The following is a 24,234-nucleotide window of genomic DNA, read 5'->3' as shown; positions in this document are numbered from 1 at the left end:
TGATACAACTATTGACGACAATGGTCATTTAAAGGAAAGTATTGAAATTCATGAAATATCAGAAAATGACCAAAATGGTCAACCATTGCCACATATAGATGAAGATATAAAAAGTTTTTTTGAATAATATAATAATCAGAAAGGGAGTGTAGCATAATTACTACACCCTTTTATTTTACCTTTCATCAGATAAGCCAATAAGATAATCAACACTTACCTTAAATACTCTAGCAATTTTAATAAGAGTATGAGTTGCTGGAAATAAATCTCCATTTTCATATTTACTTATAGTACTTCTACTAATATTCAATAATTTACCTAATTTATATTGGGTATAATTACATTCCTTTCTTAATTTGTAAAATCTTTCACTAAAAAAGTGATACATATTATTCCTCCTTTGTAATATAACGTCAAAATGTTCAAAACTAGAACATTTTTTTGCTAAAACTATATATTTTTAACAAAAAAATTATGCTAGAATAAACCTGCCAAAACAAATGAAAGGAGAAAATATAAAAATATGATAAAGCCACCGATTTCACGTATGGGAGGTAAAAGTAAATTAAGAAACAAAATAATTAATATGCTGCCAAGTCATACAACATATATAGAGCTATTCTTTGGAGCAGGATGGGTTTATTTTGGGAAAGATAAATCTAAAGTAGAAGTAATCAATGATATTGATAAAGAATTGATAAATCTATTTAAAATAATTAAATATCATACACCAGAAATTAAACGCTTACTAGGATATGAGTTTTCAGGAAGAGATATATTTGAAGAATATAAAAATAGTACATTGGAGCATTTAACTGATATACATAGAGCCATAAGATTTTTATACTTAATAAATAATAGTTTTGCAGGAAAAGGAAAGCATTTTGGTTATGGAACTACAAAAATTCCAAACCAAAAAATATTTTTAACAGAGCATTTAAATGAAATAAAGGAAAGGTTAAACAATACATATGTAGAGAATTTATACTTTGAAAAAATTATTGATAAATATGATAGAGAGGAAAGTTTATTTTTTTGTGATCCACCTTATTTTGAAACTGCTGGATATGATTATGAATTTACAGAAGATGATCATATATTATTAAGGGACAAGCTAAGCAATATAAAAGGAAAGTTTATATTGACAATAAATGATCATGAAAAAGTTAGGGAGTGGTATAAAGATTTTAATATAGAGGAAGTTGATGTTAACTATTCAATATCAAAAGAAAAAAGTGGAAGAGGAAAATATAAAGAGTTAATAATAACTAATTATTAAAGGGAGTATAAAGCACATAGTTATGAAAGAAGAAATTAGCACTAGTGACATATTGAAATTTGGAAATGTAAAAGTTATTATAGAGTATAAAGGTAAACAAGTATTAGTTGATGTACCTAAGGAGCTAAAATACTATATAATAGGATATATGGAAGCAAGAATATAAATTAAAGGGTTAGCTTAATGTTAACCCTTTTACTGTCTTTTTGACTGGATAAGTTGTGCAGTACATTTAAAAAAACATCAAAAAAACACGCAAAAAAGCGTGTTTTTTTATTTTAAATTTATATTTAACCCATCAGCTCCATCCCAAACTATACAATCTATAATTTTTTGCATATATATCTGTTTATCTGTTATATTTAACTTATCCCATTTGGATAATATAAAAATTATACTATCATAAATTGAATCAATATTAGAAGTGTTAAGTGAAAGTAATTTTTTTCTTTCTAAATCAAATAATTGTTTGTTTAAATCTTCATTTTCAAAATGTAATAAATTAATTTTCTCACTTATAATATTTATAGCAGCACCTTCTATAAGAATTAGTTTTTCTGTAAGAGAGTTAATTGATTTAGTATTATTTTCTATAGTTTTTTTTAATATATTTATTTCAGTATCATATTTAAATTGATCATTCACTTTTATATAATTATTTATTAAAGATTTATCTAAAGAAATATCATAAAAAGTATTTAGTAAAGATTCTTCAACATCTAATATCTTTAAAAAACCACTATTACAATTACCACCATTTTTTTTATTAGAGCACCTAAAATATAGAGTTCGTGTACCATCTTTTCTTCTACGACCTGGAGAAACAAACATACCACTACCACATGTACATTTAACTAAATGACTTAAAAAAGTTAATTGGCTAACACGTGGTTTAGCTTCTGTAAATCTTGAGTTAACTTTAATATATGCCTCAATCCATTCATTAGAAGTAACAATTCCTTTATGAAGAGAAACGCTAGCAATCATATTAGAAGATTTAGTAAGTTTTTTGCCATTTTTTCTAGGTCTTCTGTTATAAGCTAAATATCCATTACCATTTTCAATACCAAAAATATTATATCCAATAGATTTAAGAAAAAGAGAACCTTTTTCATCACTTATCATATAAGTTGGATTTTTTAATATATTATTTATTGTTTTAGAACTCATATTCATTTCATTAGCAATTTGATAGCTTGTATATCCTTTACCAGCCATATGAAAAATATTTTTTATAATTGGTATATATTCTTCTATAATTTCTAAATAAACTATAGATTTACCACCGTCAGTTATTTTTACACTTTTATAACCAGTAGGTGGAGTACCACCACTCCAACGACCTAATTTTGCTAACTCAAACATATTGTCTTTAACTCTTTGAGCAATATTAGCTCTTTCCATTTCAGCAATAGAAGAAATCATAGACATCATCATACGCCCTGCTGGAGTATTAGCATCAAATCCTTCTGTTACAGATATTAATTCAATATCATTTAATTTTAATTTTTCAAACATAGTCAAAAAATCTAATGTATTTCTACTTATTCTATCAATTTTGTAAGCAGCAATAATATCAAATTGTTTGTAATCTGCTAACTGCATCATTCTTTTAAAAGCAGGTCTATTAGTATTACCACCACTAAATCCTTCATCCTCAAAAATTTCAAAAGTACATTGATCATATTGCCTTAAAAAGTACTCTTTACAAATATTAATTTGATTTTTAATTGATTCACCTGTATCAGTTTCTTTAGATTTTCTTGAATAGATTGCAATTCTTTTCATATATCCTCCGTATTTAAAATGGTCTGGATGTGCTGCAGCAATTACTGCTAAAAAGGCTGGTGCTGAAGTTCATATATATGAAAAAACAGATTTGCTTTTAGGTCTTGGTAATGTTGGTGGGATAATGAGAAATAACGGTAGATATACAGCAGCTGAAGAACTTATTGCATTAGGAGGAGGAGACCTTATAAATCTTACTGATGTATACTGTACTCATAAAAATATAGATTTTCCGGGTCATAAGCATGCTACATTATATGATGTAAATATTATTGAAGGTAGAGTAAGAGAATATATACTTTCCTTAGACATAAACCTCCATCTAGAAAAGCGTGTTCGTGATGTTGAAATGGAAGATCATAAGATAAAAAGATTGCTATTAAGTGATGAAAGCTATGTTGATGGTGATGTTTTTATTGAAACAACAGGAACTACTGGACCAATGGGGAATTGTTTGCGTTATGGAAATGGATGTTCAATGTGTGTATTAAGGTGTCCATCTTTTGGTCCTAGAATAAGTATTAGTGAAAGATGTGGAGCCTTTGATATTCAAGGTGAGCGTAGTGGTGATGAATTAGGTGCAATGTCAGGATCATGTAAGCTTGCAAAAGAAAGTTTATCTGAAGATATTAGAAAAGAATTAAATGAAAAGGGAGTAGTGGTTCTTAAAATTCCAAAAGAGGATGTTAATTATAAAAAACTTGGTACAAAAGTATGCCAACAATATGCTTTAAAGGAGTTTGCTGAAAATATTGTGCTTTTAGACACAGGACATGCAAAGCTAATGACAACTTATTATCCACTAGAAAAGCTTAGAAAGATTATAGGATTAGAATATGCTAAATATATTGATCCTTACGCTGGAAGCAAAGGAAACTCCGTAAGATATCTATCTGTTGCTCCAAGGACTAATGATCTTAAAGTTGATGGAGTTGATAATCTATTTTGTGCAGGAGAAAAAAGTGGCTTATTTGTAGGTCATACTGAAGCCATATGCACTGGAAGCTTAGCAGGACATAATGCTGTAAGACTTGCTATAGGAGTACCTCTTCTTATATTACCTACTTCAATTGCCATTGGAGATATAATTTCATATGCTAATGAAAAGGCTAAAACAAGAGATGGAAGAAAGAATAGATATACTTTTGCTGGTGCAGAATATTTTAAGCATATGCAAGATATTGGATTATATACCCTTGATAAAGATGAAATTAATTTAAGAATTAAGAAGTTAAATCTTAATAATATATTCAATCTAAAACTAATATAAAAAGAGTCAATTTTTATTATACAACAAAGAGGACGGTAGATAGATTTGTGTAAAATACAAATCTGCCTACTGTCTTTTTATACGATTAGTTGGTAGTTTTGGAATAATATACTATATAAATTTTAAGAGGATTTTTTATGACAAGAAAAAATGACATCAACATTAGTATTTCTAGATAATAAAAAATATTACTGGAAATCAAAATTACCAGTAATATTTGATTTATAAGAAACTATATTCCACAAAATTATCTATAGTCTCGCAGATAGTTTTTATATTTTACAAAACTATCTGCTCTTATGTTTAAAAAATTAATTGTTTAGTATATTAGTTGAAAAGCCGTTTTTTCCATTTTCTTTTACAGTATATAAGATTTCATCTGCTTTTTGATATAGTTCAGTAAAATTTATATTATCTTTAGTAAATACAATTCCTATGCTCAATGATATATTTTGGCTAATATCATTATAAGTTACAGTCTTATTCATAGTATTACATAAGTTAGTTGCAATTTTAGATGCAACATGCAAATTACTAAAATCTAAATCCTTCATAAACACTATAAATTCATCACCACCCCAACGACCAACTATATCACTTTTTCTAAATAGACGTTTTAAATTGTCAGCTAAATCCTTTAGTACATCATCACCAATTTTATGACCTAAATTATCATTTACACCTTTAAAATTATCTATATCTATAATAAAAAATGCACCATATAAGTCATTAGATTTATTCTCAATATAATTACTTATTAGCTCTTTACATGCTCCACGATTAAATATTCCTGTTAATGAATCTGTTTCGCTTTTCTCTTTTAAAAGGCTATTTTGTTTATTTTTATTTTGTAATCTAATTTTCATAATTATATAGGTTGATAAAGATGTTATAACTAATATTGATATTATAAATATCATCACTTCAATATAATTTGAATATATAAATGATTGTAAGGTGATTTTGTTTTTAGTATATAATGTGTTTTTATAAACAATAGTATTTAACTCTTCAGCAGAAATACTATTTATAATTTTATTTATAATTCTTAAAAGTAGTACATCATTATTATTTGATAATCCAATACATAAATCATTATTTAATTTATTTTTATATATAACAGATATGTTTTTATAATATTTTTCTCTTGTATTAGATTCTATACTATATAAATCACCATAGGTATAATCAGCAGTTCCTTTGTTTACTGCATTTATACAATCTTCAATATTATCGTAGTAAATAATTTTGCTACTATCAATATTTTCTATAGATATATCTAAATCATATAAATACTTTTTAGGTAGTGCTAATATTTTATCAGATTCATCAGCATTTACAGTTAATTTATTTTCTATTTTAAAAATAGGGGATGAAATATATGATTTTGTCATATATAAGTTGTATTCATCCATAAAACTGTAATTATTAGGGATTCCAATCAAAATATCTGCTTTGTGTTCTTTAATAAAATTAAGTGCTTCTTCAAAGCTATCAACTACTTGAAGTTCTATATCTATATTTAACTTTTTAGAAATAATATTAGCTATATCGATAGAAATTCCTTCAGGTTTTTTATTTTTAGAATTCCAGTTTTGAAGAGGAGCAAAGTTATTAACATATACAGCTTTGATTTTTTTTATGTTTTTTAAGAATTCCATTTCATCATGAGTTAAACTTAAATGATAGTTATCCTCAACTTGAAAATATTTATTGTATAAAGATATACTGTAATTAGGACTTATTTGTCTTATTTGTGAAATTGAATAATTAAGCTCTTTTATTATTGCATCATTTCCTTTTGTAGTAGCAAGATAGTATGGTCTTGATGCAAATTTTGTTACAACTCTTTCATCTTTAGATAATAGTAAGTCCTTTGCTAAAATAGCATCAATTTCTTTATTTTTTAAAGCTGTATGTAATAAATTATCTGAATTTTTATCATATTCAATAATTTTTATATTTTTTATGTTGTTATTCTCACAAAATTTATAGAATTTATCTATAGCTGATGATCCTTCTACAACTCCAACAGTAATATTGTTTAAAGTTTTAAAGTCAGTTTCAACTATGGTGGTATTGTTTTTTAGTACAGAAATGGTATAATAAGATGCTCCTATATCATATTCAGGAAAATCGAATAGTGTTTCTGTAAAATCATTTTTTAACATTGCACCAGCAAGATCAATTTCTCCATTCATTAATTTAGTAGTTATTTCATCTGGTGTACATTCTATAAAATTATATTTCCATCCAGTAAATTTTGATATTTCCATCAAATATTCATATAAATATCCAGTATATTTACCATCTATAAATTTTGAAAATCCGTCCACTTCTGAAAATCCTACATTTATAGTATTATCTTTAGCATAAGCTATTTGTAAAGGATAAAAATTCATTATATACGTTAGTAATAAAAGTATAGTTGCAAAAATTATTTTTTTCATAGAATATTCTCTTTCTTATTTAAGATTATTGTTTTATATTATTCTTTATAATTAGTTTTTTCAAATCTTCATTATTATATTTTTTATTCATAAATATATAGCATAATTAAACTCTCCTTAATTCATTTGCACTCAAACATTGAAAAATGTCGATATATATAGTATATTATTTAAGTATAATGTATATTGTTTTGGTTATTTTGTAAAGTTTTTAAATAAAAATAAATATTTTTTAAATGTAGAAAAGGAGTAGTATGGAAAAGTATACAATTATAATGTGTTTTTTGTTAGTTATAAGTTATTTTATAGCTAAAATTAATTTAAGTTATAAAAAAGGTATAATATTGGTAAATACTGTTGTTTCAATAACTTATATAATCTGGAGAATAACAGTTATTCCAATTCATAGTGGTGTTTTTAGTTTTGTAATTGGTGTAATGCTTTATAGTGCTGAATTTTTAGGATTGATAGCATTTTTTAATTTTCAATATTTATTTTATAAAAAATATAAATTAGAAGTTAAGACATTGGATGTTTATAAAAATGAGGAAATTCCATTTGTAGATATTCTAATATGTACATATAACGAACCACTATATTTATTAGAAAAAACAATAGCAGCATGTATAAATTTGCATTATCCACAAAACAAATTTAAAATACACATATGTGATGATGGTATAAGACAAAAGTTAAAAGAATTATGTGATAAATATGATATAAACTATATTACAAGAAATGATAATGCTGGTGCAAAAGCTGGTAATATAAATAATGCACTTAAATTTATAAAAGGAGATTTATTTGTTGTATTAGATGCAGATATGATTCCTAAAAAATGTTTTTTATCTAAAACAGTTGGATATTTCTCCAATGAACATTTAGCATTTGTTCAAACTCCACAGGTTTATTATAATAAAGATATGTACCAATATAATTTATCTAAAAATATACCAAATGAGCAAGATTTTTTTATGAGAGATATTCAAGAAGCAAGAGCTGCTCATAATGCAGTCTTACATGTTGGTACAAATGCTGTATTTAGAAGAAAATATATAAATGAGATAGGTGGATATCCAACATATTCTATAACAGAAGATATGGCAGTTGGAATGATGTTGCAAGCTAAAGGATATGATTCTATTTTTGTAAATGAAGAATTAGTATTAGGTTTGAGTGCTGTTACTTTTGAAGAATTAGTTAAACAGAGGGACAGATGGTGTAGAGGGAATCTACAAGTTTTAAAGCATTTTAATCCTATATTTATGAAGGGATTAAGTTTTTCACAGAGAATAGCCTATTTTGATGGTGCTGTATATTGGTTTTCAAATTTACAAAAAATGATATATATGATATGTCCAATCATTTTTCTTATTACTGGAAGATTAATAATAGATTCATCCTTAATTAATCTATTAATGTTTTATATTCCTTTTATATTAGGAAATATATTAATTTTTGAAGTATTATCCCCTAAAACAAGAAGTGCAAAGTGGAGTCATTATTATGATATTGCTATGTCACCACATTTGAGTTTATCTATATTAAAAGAACTTATTGGATTAAAAATTAATTTTAATATTACATCAAAAGAAGTTATACAAAACAAGAGACATTTTCATTATAAGATAGTTATACCACATATATTAATTATAATTGTAACTATAATATCATGGATAATATCTACAAGGTCATATATATATAATAATATAAGCGTAGGAGCATATATACTAAATATGGCATGGAGTATATATAATTTCATAGGTATTGGAGTTTCTTTATATGTAGCATATCAAAAACCAATATTTAGAACCAGTGAAAGGATTATGATAACTGAAAATATTGTTGTAGAAATAAGTAATGATTATGGTTCAACACAAGGAAATCTAATTGATATATCTGAAATTGGAGTTGGAGTAAGATTACATAATATTAACGAAAATATTCTGAAAGTTAAAGATAATATTATGCTTGATTTAAATAAAACTAAATTTGAATGTGAAGTAATAAGAACTAGTAACGATTTTGTTGCATTAAAATTCAAAAAAATATGTCCAAGCCAAATGAAAATTATTATGAGTATTTTTACTGATAATATGAGTCCATATTATAAAATTAAATAGAAGATAAAATAATATTCTATAGTTAAAAACTAAAAGAGAATTCTAATGCGAATTCTCTTTTAGTTTTTAACTATGCTGTTATAAGTTTATAACATGATAAGCGCAATTCACCATTAGGCGAAGTTCGAATAAACCACTGATAATTGCTATTACTGTATGTTTGCTTTTTTATCTCCGAAAGTTCACAAGAGGTGACTACTGGAATATAGTAGTACAGAATCGTATCCTTTTGCAAAGTTATAAAAACTGTAGCTTCATAGTCAGTAAAATAATCTGTTAATGTATCAAGACAAATTTCAATATACTCATCAGTAACATCAAATTTACATTCATATTCTTGGCGAGTTTTAATATTTTGTAATATTACACTCATCTTAGAAAAATCTTTTAGTTCTAATTTAGAATAATATAAAAATATACTGTTTGAAATTTTAACAAATTTTTTTACTTTTAATCTTTTATTAGGAAAATAAATCAATGATTTGTGATTTTCTAGTTCATTAATTTCTATCATTTGGTGACTCCTTTCTATATATTATAAATATTTTAATGATATAATATATAGAAATATTTATAAAATGTTACTAATCATACAAGCATTTCTATCATTAAATCTAATGTGGATTTTGTCTTCTTTAAATTATCAACATAATCAGCTATATGATTTTTATAAAATTCTACGCCTTCATCTGTAATGGCATATACTTTTTTACTTCGTTTATTCATAGCTTCATCACCTATCCAATGGCTTGTTACATAGCCTTTAAGTTCTAAATCATATAATGTTTCATATATGGTACTTGATGAAACAGGAAAAGGTCTCTCAGCATTTTGAAATTTATTACGAAATACCTCTAATATTTTATTACCAAATATAGTTTCTCCTTTAGCTAATTCTTTTAGTATATAAAATGTATATAACATTTTTGTATTAACAACATTTCTTGGTGCAACAAGACGATTTCTATTATTGCTCATTTTTCGTTCATCCTTTCAAATATCTCTTGTATATATTAATAGTATCAAATATAGATATCAAAGTCTAATTATTCAATTTTTAATAAACATATTTTGAACCTAAATACTAAGTTAAGAATAGAATATATTATAGAACTAAAGATAGGAGATGATTAACTTGTCAAGTAGCAAAAAATCTTGTAAATGCTACGAGTGTTGTTGTAAACCTTGCAATACATGCTGTACTCCTTGTTGTAATCAATGTTATAATCCTTGCGGTTGTAATAATTACGGATGCGGATATGGCGGATACGGCGGAAACTGTGGTTGTGGAGGATTTGGCAACGGCTTTGGAGGTGGCTATGGCGGAGCTGGTGGTTGTGGCTGCTGGTGGTGGATAATTCTTATCTTCCTATTTGGTGGTTGCTGCTGGTAATAGTCATTAGAGTTGGAGTATTGAAATTTTTTTCAATACTTCTTTTTTAAAATTTAATAATTTTTTTTATGTAAAGGGGCAACATATTATTGTAATTAATTTGTTGGAGGGTTTTAGTTGAAAAAAATATTATTAATTATAATGATAGTAAGTTTACTAATTCCTTTTAAAATACCTATGGCATACAAAGAATTTGATTATTCTAGAACAAGTGAAAATGATGAAGATTTTCCTTATCCTAAATTAGATGATTTAATGAAAGAGTTAAAAGAGAAAAGGAAACAGATTGAACAGCAAAGATTAGAGGAAATTAAGGCAAAAAAAATTGAACAAGGTGAATTAATTGATGAGTCTGCTGAAGAAAATAATGATGATAAAAAAAATCATGAAAAAGTTGAAAAAAACAAAGAGCAGGAAGTAATTCCATCATTAATAGTTAGACTTAGAGGTAAGCATTCAGAAAAATATCTTTGCTCATATAGCTTTATAGAAGTTGAAAATAACTCTGAGAAAATAATAGCAAAAGATATTATCACTGATTATGAAAAACTCCTTAAAAAATCATCTTTAAAAGTCAGAGCTAATGAGAACATTAACTTTGAGTTTAGTACTGTACCTAAAAATGTCACAGTTTCAATATGGAATTTAGATAATAAAGCCTTAACTGTCAAAAGAGGCTGCATTAAAGTTCCAGATTTAGAGGGAAAATATGTGCTTATTGTTAAAGGAAATTATAAAAATGGCTTTGTTAAATATGCTGTAGTAGTAGATATAAGAAAATAAAATACTTGTTAGAAAGGACATTAACTATGAACGAAACTTTTGAGGAAAAGAAACATATAAGTGAATTAAATCCTGAAATTAGCGATGAAAATGACAAAAACGAAAAAAATACTCCTCCTATTACCAGTTGGAAACCTCAATCAGAAAGAATTGAAGAAATAAAAGAATTGGGTACTAATAATAAAAATCAAAGTGTGCAAGTACTACCTATAATTGGGCAAATTGAAGGGCATATGGTACTTCCACCACAAACAAAAACAACAAAATATGAACATATAGTACCACAATTAATATCCATACAGCAAAATGATGATGTAAAGGGTCTACTTATTGTATTAAATACTGTAGGAGGAGATGTTGAAGCAGGGCTTGCTATTGCAGAAATGATTAGGTCTATTGCAAAACCAACTGTTTCTATAGTAATTGGTGGAGGACATTCAATTGGAGTACCACTTGCAACTTCAGCAGATTATTCATTTATAACACCATCTGCTACAATGATAGTTCATCCTGTAAGAATGAATGGATTTGTTATTGGTGTAGCACAAACATTTAATTATTTTAAGAAAATGCAAGAACGTATAAATAACTTTATTGTACGTACTTCACATATTGATAAAGAAACTCTTGAACAAATGATGTTAAGATCTGATGAACTACTAAATGATGTAGGAACAATTCTAATTGGTAATCAAGCAGTAGAATGTGGTCTTATTGATGAAGTAGGAGGAATAACTCAAGCACTAAACAAACTTAATGAATTAATTGGAATTAAATAAAAAGATTAGTAAAAAAGAAATCCTTATTTATGGATTTCTTTTTTTAATAAATCTATTTTAATTAAATTTATACTATAATATAATTAATCTATTAAATTTATTTAACATTTACTAGGGGGGATAAAATGGCTAAAAATAAAAAAAAGCCAATGAATAAAAAAAATACTAATGAAAATTCCAATAATAAAACTGATATAAAAGGCATAATTTTAATTAGTCTAGGTTTAATATTAGCTCTGGCTATATATACAAATTTTGCTGGTGCTCTATCTATTTTTGCAAGGAAAATTATTTTTAATTTAATAGGTATATTGTCATTAGGACTTCCTATATATCTAATTTACTTTGGAATTAATCTTATAAAGTTTAAGAGCAATATCAAATATGCAAGAAAGATTATAGGTATAACAGTTATATATGTAATAATTGGGTTGTTCTTTGCTACTGTTAAAATTCAAACAGTTGATTCTATAGGATTCTCTAATACATTAAGAGATATTTTAAGTTATGATGGATTTAATATCCATGGAGGCCTTCTATGCCATATTATCGCATATCCTTTATCAATGCTAGTAGGATTTCTAGGTGCCTATATATTTTATATAACTTTTGCTATTATAAGTTCTGTGTTATTAATGGACATAACATTATATGAAGTATATACGGAGATTGTAAATAAATTTAAATCTAGAAAAAAAGCTATTAGAAAGTTTAAATCTTCAAATAAAAAAGCTTCTTCACCATCTATTGCAATTGATGATTCATCAGAAGATAAATTTATAAAAGATATCAATAATAAAATTAAGATATTAGACTTTATGAGAAATTCTGAAATTAAGGACAATGTTGATACATTACCTGAAATAAATATCCATATATCTGAAGAAGATAATACTCTTGATGAATATAATGTAGAGCTTTTTAATAATATAAAGCATTCTAGTACTAAACATAATAAAGGAATTACTGAATCTGAAAAAAATGTTGTAACTAAAGAAATTGATACAATGCTTAATACAAGTAAAGAAAATTCTATTAAAATTTATACTTACCCAAAACTGGACTTATTGAATAATAATGCTAAATCTAAAATGAAAAATGAAGACAAACAAGATCTTTTTGATAATGCTAATAAATTGGAAGATACCTTGATGAGTTTTGGTGTAGAAGCAAAAGTGTTACAGGTTACTAAAGGGCCATCGGTAACACGCTTTGAAATCCAGCCTAGCCCAGGCGTTAAAGTTTCGAAAATTGTAAATTTACAGGATGATATTGCTTTAGGACTTGCAGCTAGTGCCGTAAGAATGGAGGCACCTATTCCAGGTAAATCAGCTATAGGCATAGAAGTACCTAATAAAAAGCAAACTCCAGTATTCTTGAGAGAGGTACTTGATTCTAAGGAGTTCCAAGAAAGCACAAAGAAGATTTCTTTTGCTTTAGGTAAGGATATCACTGGTACATGTATCGTTGGTGATTTAAGTGAAATGCCTCATATGCTTATTGCAGGAGCTACAGGTTCTGGAAAGTCTGTATGCATCAATTCACTTATAGTGAGTCTTTTATATAAATATTCACCTGATGAAATAAAGCTATTGATGATTGACCCTAAGGTTGTTGAACTTAGTATTTATAATGGAATTCCTCACTTGCTAATTCCAGTAGTCACAGAACCTAAAAAAGCAGCAGGTGCCTTAAATTGGGCTGTAAATGAAATGGATAAAAGATATGAACTATTTACTAAATATAAAGTTAAAAACATAAAATCTTATAACCAGCAAGTTGATAAAGGTTTTATAAGCGAAAAGCTTCCTTATATAGTTCTAATTGTAGATGAGCTTGCTGACTTAATGATGACATGCCCTAATGATGTAGAAGACTACATATGTAGACTTGCACAAAAAGCTAGAGCAGCAGGTATACATCTTATTATAGCTACTCAAAGGCCTTCCGTAGATGTAATAACAGGTGTAATAAAAGCTAATATTCCATCAAGAATATCTTTTGCTGTTTCATCAGGTGTCGACTCTAGAACAATTCTTGATCAAACAGGTGCTGAGAAATTATTAGGAAGAGGTGATATGCTTTACTCTCCAATGGGTGCTAATAAACCACTTAGAATACAAGGGGCATTTATATCTGAAGAGGAAGTGGAAAATGTAGTAGACTTTATAAAAAGTAGTGAAGATGAAGTAAATTATAGAGAGGAAATCATTGAACATATTAATAATGAAAACTTATCCTCTAGCAGTCACAGTGGTGATAGCGAAGAAAATGATGAACTTTTAGATGAAGCAATTAAGCTTGTAGTTGAATACCAACAGGCATCTACGTCCTTTATACAAAGAAAGCTTAGAATTGGATTTAATAGAGCTTCAAGGATTATGGAAGAGCTTGAGGCTAAGGGTATAATTTCTGAAAGAGATGGTAGTAAGCCAAGACAAGTGCTTATAGCAAAAGATGAAATTTATAATGAACAGTAATACAAAATACTTGTAAATATATCTGTGTTCAATTAAAATAAGTTATGGTTAAATACAAAACACTTAGGAGGAAAAGAAGTTTGAGTAAGTTTAAAGTAGGAATGGTCAGCCTTGGCTGTGATAAAAATAGAGTTGATTCTGAATTAATATTAGGTTCAATCAATAAGTTTTATGAAATAACAAATAATCCTAAAGAAGCTGAAATAATAATAATTAATACTTGTGGATTTATTGAAAGTGCTAAACAGGAATCAATTGATACCATCTTAGAAATGGCAGAATACAAAAAAACACACAAATGCAAAATGATTATTGCAACAGGATGTTTAACTCAAAGATATGGTGATGAGCTTTTAGAATTAATTCCAGAAATTGATATATTAATGGGTGTTAATGACTACATGAAGCTACACAAGCTTATTGTTGATTTTATAAAGACAGAACAAAGAGTTTCATCAACTACTTATAAGGATGAAGGAGTAAATGAGGGAGAAAGAATATTAACTACAAATTCACACACTGCTTATCTTAGAATTGCTGAAGGATGCAATAATTTCTGCACTTACTGTATAATTCCTAAAATAAGAGGGAAATTTAGAAGTAGAAGCAAAGAATCCATATTAGCGGAGGCAACTTCATTAGTAAATCAAGGCGTTAAGGAAATAATATTAATTGCTCAAGATTTAACTAACTATGGTGAAGATTTATATGGGAAGAATGAGTTACATGTTTTAATAAATGAAATATCTAATATAAAAGGACTAGAATGGATAAGACTTCTTTATTGTTATCCTGAAGAAATAACTGATGAATTAATAGAAGTTATAGCTAATAATCCAAAAGTTATGAAATACCTAGATTTACCAATTCAACACATAAGCAATAATATCTTAAAAATGATGGCGAGAAAGACTAATAAAGAAACTATCATTGGCAAAATTAATTTATTACGTGAAAAAGTACCTGGTATAACTTTACGAACATCATTAATTGTTGGATTCCCTGGTGAAACTGAAGAAGATTTTAATGAGCTATGTAGATTCTTAAAGAATTACAAGCTTGATAACGTAGGCGTATTTACTTATTCACAAGAAGAAGGAACAGCTGCTGCTAAATTACCAAATCAAGTAGATGAAGATGTTAAAATCAAAAGAAAAGAAAAGCTTATGAATATTCAAAGAGGTATTGTTAAAGATTTAAATAAATTGAAAATTGGAAATATATATGATACTATTATAGATGGCAGTACTGGAGAATATTACATAGGAAGAAATTATGAAATGGCTCCAGAAATAGATGGCTTAATTTATATTACTAAGGGGAAAGTGCTTAAAAAAGGTGATATAATTAAAGTCAAGATAACAAATATTATGGAATATGATTTGGTGGGAGATGTTTGGAATGAATCTAGCAAATAAATTAACTTTGTTAAGAGTTATTTTAGTTCCTGTATTCTTAATTTTTTTAATTGGGAAAGGAATTCCTTATGGTTCAATAATAGCTACATTAATATTTATAATAGCTTCATTAACTGATCAGCTGGATGGATATATAGCAAGAAGTAGAAACCAAATAACTAACTTCGGTAAGTTTATGGATCCATTAGCTGATAAATTATTAGTTACAGCTGCATTAATTTCACTAGTTGAATTACATTTAATACCTAGCTGGGCTGCAGTAATAATAATTGCAAGAGAATTTGCTGTATCTGGACTTAGAACTGTCGCTGCTTCAGAAGGTATTGTAATAGCTGCCAGCTGGTGGGGAAAAATTAAGACAGTTACTCAAATAATAGCTATTTTACTATTATTGTTACAATTTAATATTGAATCAATACAATCATTAAATAGTTCATTTGAAGCAAGTGCATTTTTAAATAACTTCTTTGCATATGCTCCAAAAATAGCATTATTTATAGCAGTAGCTATGACTATAATTTCTGGAATTGACTACTTTATAAAAAATAAAGGTGCAATTTCAACAAATAAATAGTTTAAAATATTAAAAATAGGTTATACTTAAGAAAGTTCCTTCTATGTATTGTTTAGATGGAACTTTTAACGTATAGTAAAAACTATTATATTTTTATTGACTAACAGAACTATTTTGTTTATAATTTATTCATGGAACAAATGTTCGAGAAAGGGTGAAGTTAATGGCAAATATCGATATGGATAAAATGAAAGCTATCGAAAATGCAATGGGACAGATAGAAAAACAATTTGGTAAAGGTTCAATAATGAAATTAGGAGAACATAGCTCACTAAATGTTGATGCTATTTCTACTGGTTCTCTAGATTTAGATATAGCTTTAGGAATTGGCGGTGTACCTAGAGGAAGAATAATTGAGATATACGGACCAGAAAGTTCTGGTAAAACAACAGTAGCATTACATATTTCAGCTGAAGCTCAAAAAAGAGGAGGAGCAGTAGCGTTTATCGATGCTGAACATGCTTTGGATCCTAGTTATGCAAGAAATGTTGGAGTTGATACTGAAAATCTAATCGTTTCTCAACCAGATACTGGTGAGCAAGGATTAGAAATTACAGAAGCATTAGTTCGTTCAGGTGCTATTGATGTTGTAGTAGTTGACTCTGTTGCTGCTTTAGTGCCTAGAGCTGAAATTGAGGGAGAAATGGGTGATTCTCACGTTGGTCTTCAAGCAAGATTAATGTCTCAAGCTTTAAGAAAATTAACAGGTACAATTAATAAGTCAAACTGTATTGTAATATTCATTAATCAATTAAGAGAAAAAGTTGGAGTAATGTTTGGTAATCCAGAAACAACTACAGGTGGTAGAGCGCTTAAATTTTATTCTTCAATAAGAATGGATGTTAGAAGAATAGATTCTATCAAACAAGGTGATGAAATAATAGGTAATAGAACTAGAGTTAAAATAATGAAAAATAAGGTTGCCCCTCCATTTAAGGTAGCTGAATTTGATATTATGTACAACGAAGGTATTTCTAAAGTTGGAAATATTGTAGATGTAGGCGTTAAAGAAAGCATAGTTCAAAAGAGTGGAGCTTGGTTCTCTTATAATGATATCAGACTAGGTCAAGGTAGAGAAAATGCTAAGCAATACTTAAGAGAAAATCCTGAAATAGCTTTAGAAATTGAAAATCAAATCAGAAGCAAATATGATTTACCTATAAATCAAGATAACGTTAAGGTTGCATCAGAAAAGGCTGAAGAATAATTAATAAAAAAATCGCTCTACAGCGATTTTTTTTTGTTGTATAAACAAAATAAGATAGGATATAATAATAAGGTAATTGCTTATTAATAAAATATGATAAAATCAACTAAACTTGACATAATTTTATTTATAAGATAAAATAATAACAAATACTGGTTTATCATATTCAAGGTTCAGTGAGAATAATATGACACCTACTACGCTTTTATTTTTATATATACGTATAATTAATATGCTAGGAGGTGTTGGAATGAATATATTACTAATAATATTATGTAATATTATTGTGTTAGCAATTATAAGTTTCATAATTTATAAGCTGATACAAACAGCCACAAAAAAAAGAGTCAGTATTTTAGAGAATGAAGCAGAAGAGTTACTTAAAAAAGCGACACGAGAAGCGGAAGCTACTAAAAAAGAATCTATTTTAGAGGCAAAAGAAGAAGTTCACAGACTTAGAAGTGATTTTGATAAAGAATCTCGTGAGAGAAGAAATGAAGTTCAAAGACTTGAAAGAAGAGTTATTCAAAGAGAAGAAACTCTTGATAAAAAAAGTGACCTTTTGGAGAAAAAAGAGGAAACTATCAATAAAAGACTGCGTGAAATAGATGAAATGGATTTAAATGTGCAAGAATTGTGCAAAAAAAGAAGAGAAGAATTAGAAAAAGTAGCTAATCTATCTTCTGAAGAAGCTAGAGAAATATTATTAGCTGAAGTTAAAAGAGAAGTATCTCATGAAGCTGCACTAATGATAAAAGAAATTGAATCTAAAGCAAAAGACGAAGCTGATAAGAAAGCTAGAGAGATAATCACTACAGCTATTCAACGTTGTGCTGCAGATCATGTTTCAGAATCTACTGTACATGTTGTACCGTTACCAAATGATGAAATGAAGGGTAGAATTATTGGTAGAGAAGGGCGAAATATAAGAACAATAGAAACATTAACAGGGGTAGATTTAATTATTGATGATACTCCAGAAGCTGTTATATTATCAAGTTTTGATCCAATTAGAAGAGAGGTTGCTAGAATAGCACTGGAAAAATTAATAGTTGATGGCAGAATACATCCTGCTAGAATTGAAGAAATGGTTGAAAGAGCTCAAAAGGATGTTGAAAATGACATTAAAGAAGAAGGTGAACAAGCAACATTAGAGACTGGTGTACATGGTTTACACCCAGAAATAACTAAACTATTAGGTAGATTAAAGTATCGTACTAGTTACGGACAAAATGTTTTAAAACATTCTATCGAAGTTGCTTATTTAGCTGCATTAATGGCTTCAGAATTAGGGCTTGATGTTAATTTAGCAAAAAGAGCAGGTTTACTTCATGATATAGGTAAAGCTGTTGATCAAGAACAAGAAGGTCCTCATGCATTAATAGGAGGAGATTTAGCTAAGAAATATCATGAATCTCCATTAGTAGTTAATGCTATTGCAGCACATCATGGCGATGTGGAAATGCTTTCAATGGAAGCAATATTAGTTCAGGCTGCAGATGCAATATCGGCTGCAAGACCTGGTGCAAGAAGAGAAACTGTAGAAACTTATATTAAGCGTTTAGAAAAGTTAGAAGAAATCGCAAATTCTTATGAGGGTGTAGAAAAGTCATATGCTATTCAAGCTGGAAGAGAAATAAGAATTATGGTTAAACCGGAAGTATTAGATGATGCTAGTTCAATTGAGTTAGCACGTAATTTAGCTAAGAGTATTGAAGAACAATTAGAATATCCAGGGCAAATTAAAATTAACGTAATTAGAGAAACTAGAGCAGTTGATTTTGCTAAATAATAAATAAAAAAATACATTTTGTTTTAACAAAATGTATTTTTTTATAAAATAAAGAGGATATTATCACTTTTAATAGAATATATATAAGTGTAAGAAGTATTATAATATTAATATTTATGTAAACGATTTAGGAGGAATTTGAATGGAAGTATTAAAAGTATCAACAAAATCAAACCCAAATTCAGTTGCAGGTGCTTTAGCTGCAATAATCAAAGAAAAAAATATAGTTGAAATTCAAGCTGTAGGTGCTGGTGCAATTAATCAAGCTGTTAAAGCCATCGCAATTGCTAGGGGATTTGTAGCACCAAGCGGAAGAGATATAGTATGTGTTCCTGCTTTTACTGACATTGAAATAGACGGACAAGAAAGAACCGCTATAAAGTTAATAGTCCAGCCTAGATAACATATATTAAAAACTTAAAGGGGATGTGGCATTAAGAATAAATAATACAATATATTATGTTGATTTTTAATTATTAAAACAATATATTGTATATAAAATTTTTAGTGCGACATCCCCTTTTTTCATATTCCAAGAAATTCATAGTATAAATATAAAAAATAGTGCTTTTTTTCTAAAAGATATACATAATACTTGAAATTATTTTTTTCTCGTTATATAATGTAGTAGTTAGGTATATAAAATTAAGTAAAGAGGTGTGTTAGATGGTATCTAAAGAAGTAGTAGTTAACAATGGAACTGGTTTACACGCAAGACCAGCGACTTTATTAGTAAAGAAAGCTTCAGCTTTCAAATCAGATGTAAGTATTGAATTTAATGGAAAAAAAGCTAATGTTAAAAGCTTAATCGGAGTTTTATCTTTAGGAGTAACTAAAGGTGCAGCAATAACTGTAAGCGCTAATGGTGATGATGAAGCTTTAGCTTGCGAAGAAATTGCTAAATTAATCGAAAGCATTGAAGAATAATAAAAAAAAGTGCATTTGTGCACTTTTTTTATTTTTTGAAAAAAACATGTAAAATTTTAATAAAGTATGATATAATACGAATGAAAAAATAACTTAATTACTTTTTATTCGGAGGTATTAATATGAGAGATTTATACAGTACACCACTAAATTCAAGATATGCATCTAAAGAAATGAGTTACATATTCTCAGAAGATATGAAATTTTCTACTTGGAGAAAGCTATGGGTAGCATTAGCTGAAGCTGAAAAAGAATTAGGGTTAGATATAACTGATGAACAAATTAATGAATTAAAAGATAATATATATAATATTAATTATGATGATGCAATAAAAAAAGAAAAAGAAGTAAGACATGATGTAATGAGTCATGTATATGCATATGGATTACAATGTCCTAAAGCTAAGGGTATAATTCATCTAGGGGCTACAAGCTGTTATGTAGGTGATAATACAGATATTATACTAATGAAAGAGGCATTAGAAATAGTTAAAGAAAAAATAATAGCAGTTTTATCACACTTATCTAAATTTGCTTTAAAATATAAGGATATGCCTACTTTAGGATTTACTCATTTCCAACCTGCTCAATTAACTACAGTAGGTAAGAGAGCGACTTTATATATGCAAGATCTTGTGATGGATTTAGAAAATATAGAGTTCTTAATTTCAACTTTAAAACTAAGAGGGGTAAAAGGAACAACTGGAACACAAGCAAGCTTTATGGCATTATTTGACGGTGATGAAGAAAAAGTAAAAGAATTAGACAGACTAATTGCTAAAAAAATGGGCTTTAATAGAAGCTATGGAGTAACAGGTCAAACTTATCCTCGAAAATTAGACTCAATAGTTTTAAATACATTATCAGAAGTGGCTCAGAGCGCTTATAAATTTAGTAATGATTTAAGACTTCTTCAAAACTTAAAAGAAGTTGAAGAACCTTTTGAAAAAAATCAAATTGGATCTTCGGCTATGGCATATAAAAGAAATCCAATGAGAAGTGAAAGAATAAGTGCATTAGCAAGGTACGTAATAGTAAATTCATTAAATCCTGCAATAACGGCTGGAACACAATGGTTTGAAAGAACTTTAGATGATTCTGCTAATAAGAGACTTTCTGTTGCAGAAGGATTCTTAGCTTTAGATGGTGTTTTAAATTTATATATAAATATTGCTGAAAATATGGTAGTATATGATAAGGTAATAGCATCTCATGTAATGAATGAACTTCCATTTATGGCTACAGAAAATATTATGATGGCTTCTGTAAAAAAAGGTGGAGATAGACAAGAACTGCACGAAAGAGTTAGAATACATTCAATGGCTGCAGCTCAAAGAGTCAAAGGCGAAGGTTTAGAGAATGATTTAATTGAAAGAATTGTAAATGATTCAACATTCAATCTATCAAGAGAAGAAATAGAGGTAATAATAAATCCTACAGATTTTGTTGGAAGAGCATCAAGTCAAGTTGTGGAATTCATTAATGAATATATAAACCCATATCTTGAAAAATATAAAGAATATATTGATATAAAATCAGATATAAATGTTTAATAAAAATTAATAATACAATAAATTAGGATAGATTTTTTAATCTGTCCTAATTTATTTATATAAAAAAACTAAGCTAGCAAAAACTTTTCTACTATGTAATCTTATTTATATCCAAATCATAAAATATATGGAACCTATAATTAATAGAGAGGTCGAAATTTATATGATGAAGGACATAATTAATTTAGATGATAGCAATAAGAATTTGAATGTATCAAAGGAAAAAGTAGATATACTTATTAGAGAAATTAAAGCTAAAGGTAAAAAGATAATCAAAGTATATAATTCATTTTCACAAGTTGATCCATGTAGTTATTCATTAATACAATTATATAAATTAACAGAGCAAAATATAAACTATAAAGATAATGAATATAGATTTTTTACTACTATGAATAAAAGTTTGATATTTCAATGGAGTAATCATGAGAATATACTTAAGTTATCTCAATATATACTTAATGAAAACCTATTAACAATATATTTTAAGTATATGAAATTTAAAGATAATAAAATCTTCTCATCTTTAAGAAAGAATGTAAAAATAGAAGAGTTAAATATAGCTATTAATAAGTTAAGTGCACTATTAAATAATAGCTTTGCTTTATTACCACCTATATATAGCAATATCTATAGTGAAGATTTTATAAATTCTGATATTTATAATAAGTCATTATCAGAAGAAGAGTTAGAAAATGAAGTTAAACGTATTAATTTCAATCACAATGGACATTTGATAACAAAGTATACTAATAATAATATAAGTTATTGGATTAAAGGTCTTATTTATAGAGATAAGAAAAATGAAGCATTTAATAAATATTATGCTTATGAACGAGAAATATTTAAGCAGTTTAAAGAAAATATTGATTGCTTAAATATTTATATCAAATCATTTAAATTTTTAAAACCAGTGCTAATTGAAGAAGAATATAAGTCGCTATCAAAATATATATTGAACGAGGATGAATTTAGCCTATATTTAAAAAAAATATGTAATAAATTAATGAAGTATCGCAACTATATAAGTATTATAAATAGAGTTACATCTTTAGATGAAGAAGTATTACATCTTTTAGACTTTATTTATACAAATACTAAATCAATTAATGAAGGTGAACAACTATTAAGTTTTATTAATAAATATTACTATTATATGCTTATAAATAACATTGAGAAAAACAATCAGTATATTAGTGAATATTCATCGGTGGAAGATTATTTCAATATATTAATTAAAGCTGTTAAATTTACTAATAAAATTTTAAATAATAATTTGCCTTTGGAAAATTATTTAAATGAACTTTTTAATGAAGATGTAATGATTGAATTAAACAATACTATTACTACAGGAATTAATTATGAAAGTGAAATATTATCTTTATTAAAATCATGGGGATATAAAATAATGTGTAATTTCCATTACGACAATTATACATTAAGATATATAGTTTTCACCAAGGAAAATCCTAATAATTTTGTCCCTATATATTTTGATAGTATAAGCGAGTTTAATGAAAATAGCCTAAAAGAAATATTATGCCTTCTAGCTAATTCTAAGGATATTTTATTTATATGGAGTCGTGACTGGTGGTATAAGCGTAATAGTGAAACCATAAGGATACGATCTTTTCTCAATAGAATATTATAGATATTGATTTTTTTGATAATTTTATGTATAATAATTAACTGGACAGTTCGTGAACCTCCTGTCGTTAAATAAAACTAGGTGTTTATAATAGACTTATCAAGGTTATTATGGTACCTATATTTATATATAGGTACCTTTTTACTTGTCTATTTTCTTAGAAGGTTCTAATATTATTATTAGGAGAGACTTAAAAATGAATAAAACTAAAAGAATAGTAATAACAGCTGCTATAGCAGCACTTTATGCAGTTACTACACTAGTTATAGCACCATTATCTTTTGGAAGCTATCAATTTAGAATTTCAGAAGTATTAGTGCTACTTGCTTTATTTGATCCTCTTTATATTGGTGGATTGACCTTAGGATGCTTTATTGCAAATATGTTAGGCCCTAATGGAATGATGGATATAATCTTTGGAACTATTGCTACATTTATAAGCGTAGTTGCTGTTTATTACACACCAAAGATTATAAGAAATAGTAAGAGTGCTTTAATTATAGCATCTTTATGGCCAACTATAATAAATGGATTAATAGTAGGATGGATGTTAAGCTATCTTTACGCTTTACCATTAATACTTACTATTTTCCAAGTAGCACTAGGAGAGTTTGTAGTAGTAACTATCTTAGGAATTCCATTTGTAAAATTTATAAAACCATATATGAAAAAGATAATACCAAATGTGTAATAAATATACCCTTCATTAAATTTATTTTAATGAAGGGCTTTTTTGATTTTCATGAATGATTTATGTTAAAATAAGATGT

The 24,234-nt window shown here is 27.2% G+C and carries 22 protein-coding genes; 17 read left to right on the top strand and 5 right to left on the bottom strand.

The window, feature by feature from the left end; all coding sequences use genetic code 11:
• Positions 1-175: 175 nt before the first annotated feature.
• Positions 176-388: a helix-turn-helix domain-containing protein gene (locus Q5O29_RS08370; protein WP_022212508.1), complete on the bottom strand. Its 213-nt coding sequence runs from the start codon at positions 386-388 to the stop codon at positions 176-178.
• A 135-nt stretch (positions 389-523) separates the two neighbouring features.
• Here Q5O29_RS08370 and Q5O29_RS08365 point away from each other — a divergent pair, with 135 nt between their 5' ends.
• Together Q5O29_RS08365 and Q5O29_RS08360 are read left to right on the top strand one after the other, a co-directional pair.
• Complete coding sequence (locus Q5O29_RS08365; protein WP_022212507.1) at positions 524-1,279, top strand: DNA adenine methylase; 756 nt, start codon at positions 524-526, stop codon at positions 1,277-1,279.
• 22 nt (positions 1,280-1,301) lie between these two features.
• A complete protein-coding gene (locus Q5O29_RS08360) occupies positions 1,302-1,445 on the top strand; it encodes a hypothetical protein (RefSeq protein ID WP_302631958.1) in 144 nt (47 codons plus the stop codon).
• 107 nt (positions 1,446-1,552) lie between these two features.
• Here the strand turns inward: Q5O29_RS08360 and Q5O29_RS08355 are convergent, their stop codons facing one another.
• Positions 1,553-3,067 carry a recombinase family protein gene (locus Q5O29_RS08355; RefSeq protein WP_022212506.1) on the bottom strand — a complete coding sequence of 505 codons (1,515 nt, stop codon included), beginning with the start codon at positions 3,065-3,067 and terminating at the stop codon, positions 1,553-1,555.
• Between Q5O29_RS08355 and Q5O29_RS08350 the strand changes: the two genes are divergently transcribed.
• On the top strand, positions 3,066-4,337 hold the full coding sequence (locus Q5O29_RS08350; protein WP_302631962.1) for an FAD-dependent oxidoreductase: 1,272 nt from the start codon (positions 3,066-3,068) through the stop codon (positions 4,335-4,337). The two genes, Q5O29_RS08355 and Q5O29_RS08350, sit on opposite strands and share 2 nt — an antisense overlap.
• A gap of 311 nt (positions 4,338-4,648) precedes the next feature.
• Here Q5O29_RS08350 and Q5O29_RS08345 read toward each other — a convergent pair whose 3' ends face one another.
• Positions 4,649-6,787, bottom strand: a complete 2,139-nt coding sequence (locus Q5O29_RS08345) for a GGDEF domain-containing protein (protein ID WP_022212504.1) — start codon at positions 6,785-6,787, stop codon at positions 4,649-4,651.
• 254 nt (positions 6,788-7,041) lie between these two features.
• On the opposite strand from Q5O29_RS08345, the gene Q5O29_RS08340 reads away from it, so the two are divergent.
• Positions 7,042-8,910: a glycosyltransferase gene (locus Q5O29_RS08340; protein ID WP_022212503.1), complete on the top strand. Its 1,869-nt coding sequence runs from the start codon at positions 7,042-7,044 to the stop codon at positions 8,908-8,910.
• Between the two features lie 70 nt (positions 8,911-8,980).
• Here the strand turns inward: Q5O29_RS08340 and Q5O29_RS08335 are convergent, their stop codons facing one another.
• Positions 8,981-9,424 (bottom strand): hypothetical protein, encoded by a 444-nt coding sequence (locus tag Q5O29_RS08335; protein WP_022212502.1) that lies wholly within the window; start codon positions 9,422-9,424, stop codon positions 8,981-8,983.
• A 74-nt stretch (positions 9,425-9,498) separates the two neighbouring features.
• Positions 9,499-9,888, bottom strand: coding sequence for a PadR family transcriptional regulator (locus Q5O29_RS08330; protein ID WP_022212501.1), 390 nt, complete (start codon positions 9,886-9,888; stop codon positions 9,499-9,501).
• Between the two features lie 157 nt (positions 9,889-10,045).
• On the opposite strand from Q5O29_RS08330, the gene Q5O29_RS08325 reads away from it, so the two are divergent.
• From Q5O29_RS08325 to Q5O29_RS08265, 13 genes are all read left to right on the top strand, one after another.
• On the top strand, positions 10,046-10,303 hold the full coding sequence (locus Q5O29_RS08325; RefSeq protein ID WP_243166646.1) for a ground-like protein: 258 nt from the start codon (positions 10,046-10,048) through the stop codon (positions 10,301-10,303).
• A 117-nt stretch (positions 10,304-10,420) separates the two neighbouring features.
• Positions 10,421-11,086 carry a hypothetical protein gene (locus Q5O29_RS08320; protein WP_022212500.1) on the top strand — a complete coding sequence of 222 codons (666 nt, stop codon included), beginning with the start codon at positions 10,421-10,423 and terminating at the stop codon, positions 11,084-11,086.
• Positions 11,087-11,112: 26 nt separating this feature from the next.
• Positions 11,113-11,865: a ClpP family protease gene (locus tag Q5O29_RS08315; protein ID WP_022212499.1), complete on the top strand. Its 753-nt coding sequence runs from the start codon at positions 11,113-11,115 to the stop codon at positions 11,863-11,865.
• Positions 11,866-11,990: 125 nt separating this feature from the next.
• Positions 11,991-14,345 carry a DNA translocase FtsK gene (locus tag Q5O29_RS08310; protein ID WP_022212498.1) on the top strand — a complete coding sequence of 785 codons (2,355 nt, stop codon included), beginning with the start codon at positions 11,991-11,993 and terminating at the stop codon, positions 14,343-14,345.
• Between the two features lie 80 nt (positions 14,346-14,425).
• Positions 14,426-15,763, top strand: a complete 1,338-nt coding sequence (gene rimO, locus Q5O29_RS08305) for a 30S ribosomal protein S12 methylthiotransferase RimO (protein ID WP_022212497.1) — start codon at positions 14,426-14,428, stop codon at positions 15,761-15,763.
• A complete protein-coding gene (pgsA, locus tag Q5O29_RS08300) occupies positions 15,747-16,337 on the top strand; it encodes a CDP-diacylglycerol--glycerol-3-phosphate 3-phosphatidyltransferase (RefSeq protein ID WP_022212496.1) in 591 nt (196 codons plus the stop codon). The genes rimO and pgsA overlap by 17 nt, the downstream gene beginning before the upstream one ends.
• Before the next feature lie 163 nt (positions 16,338-16,500).
• The gene (gene recA, locus Q5O29_RS08295) at positions 16,501-17,544 is read left to right on the top strand and encodes a recombinase RecA (RefSeq protein WP_022212495.1); all 1,044 of its coding nucleotides are present in this window, start codon (positions 16,501-16,503) and stop codon (positions 17,542-17,544) included.
• 250 nt (positions 17,545-17,794) lie between these two features.
• Entirely contained in the window at positions 17,795-19,336 is a 1,542-nt protein-coding gene (rny, locus tag Q5O29_RS08290) for a ribonuclease Y (RefSeq protein ID WP_186835339.1), read from the top strand.
• Positions 19,337-19,478: 142 nt separating this feature from the next.
• The gene (locus tag Q5O29_RS08285; RefSeq protein ID WP_022168832.1) at positions 19,479-19,739 is read left to right on the top strand and encodes a stage V sporulation protein S; all 261 of its coding nucleotides are present in this window, start codon (positions 19,479-19,481) and stop codon (positions 19,737-19,739) included.
• Between the two features lie 263 nt (positions 19,740-20,002).
• On the top strand, positions 20,003-20,263 hold the full coding sequence (locus Q5O29_RS08280; protein WP_022212493.1) for an HPr family phosphocarrier protein: 261 nt from the start codon (positions 20,003-20,005) through the stop codon (positions 20,261-20,263).
• A gap of 122 nt (positions 20,264-20,385) precedes the next feature.
• Positions 20,386-21,816 (top strand): adenylosuccinate lyase, encoded by a 1,431-nt coding sequence (gene purB / locus Q5O29_RS08275; protein WP_022212492.1) that lies wholly within the window; start codon positions 20,386-20,388, stop codon positions 21,814-21,816.
• A 163-nt stretch (positions 21,817-21,979) separates the two neighbouring features.
• The gene (locus Q5O29_RS08270; protein WP_022212491.1) at positions 21,980-23,467 is read left to right on the top strand and encodes a hypothetical protein; all 1,488 of its coding nucleotides are present in this window, start codon (positions 21,980-21,982) and stop codon (positions 23,465-23,467) included.
• A 193-nt stretch (positions 23,468-23,660) separates the two neighbouring features.
• Positions 23,661-24,155, top strand: a complete 495-nt coding sequence (locus Q5O29_RS08265) for a QueT transporter family protein (protein WP_022212490.1) — start codon at positions 23,661-23,663, stop codon at positions 24,153-24,155.
• Positions 24,156-24,234: the final 79 nt, after the last annotated feature.

The organism is Clostridium sp. CAG:265, assembly GCF_000436575.1.
Classification (GTDB): Bacteria; Bacillota; Clostridia; order Clostridiales; family Clostridiaceae; genus Clostridium; species Clostridium lentum.
Note: the sequence above shows the minus strand (reverse complement) of the source record. Positions and strands in the feature narration are given on the sequence as shown.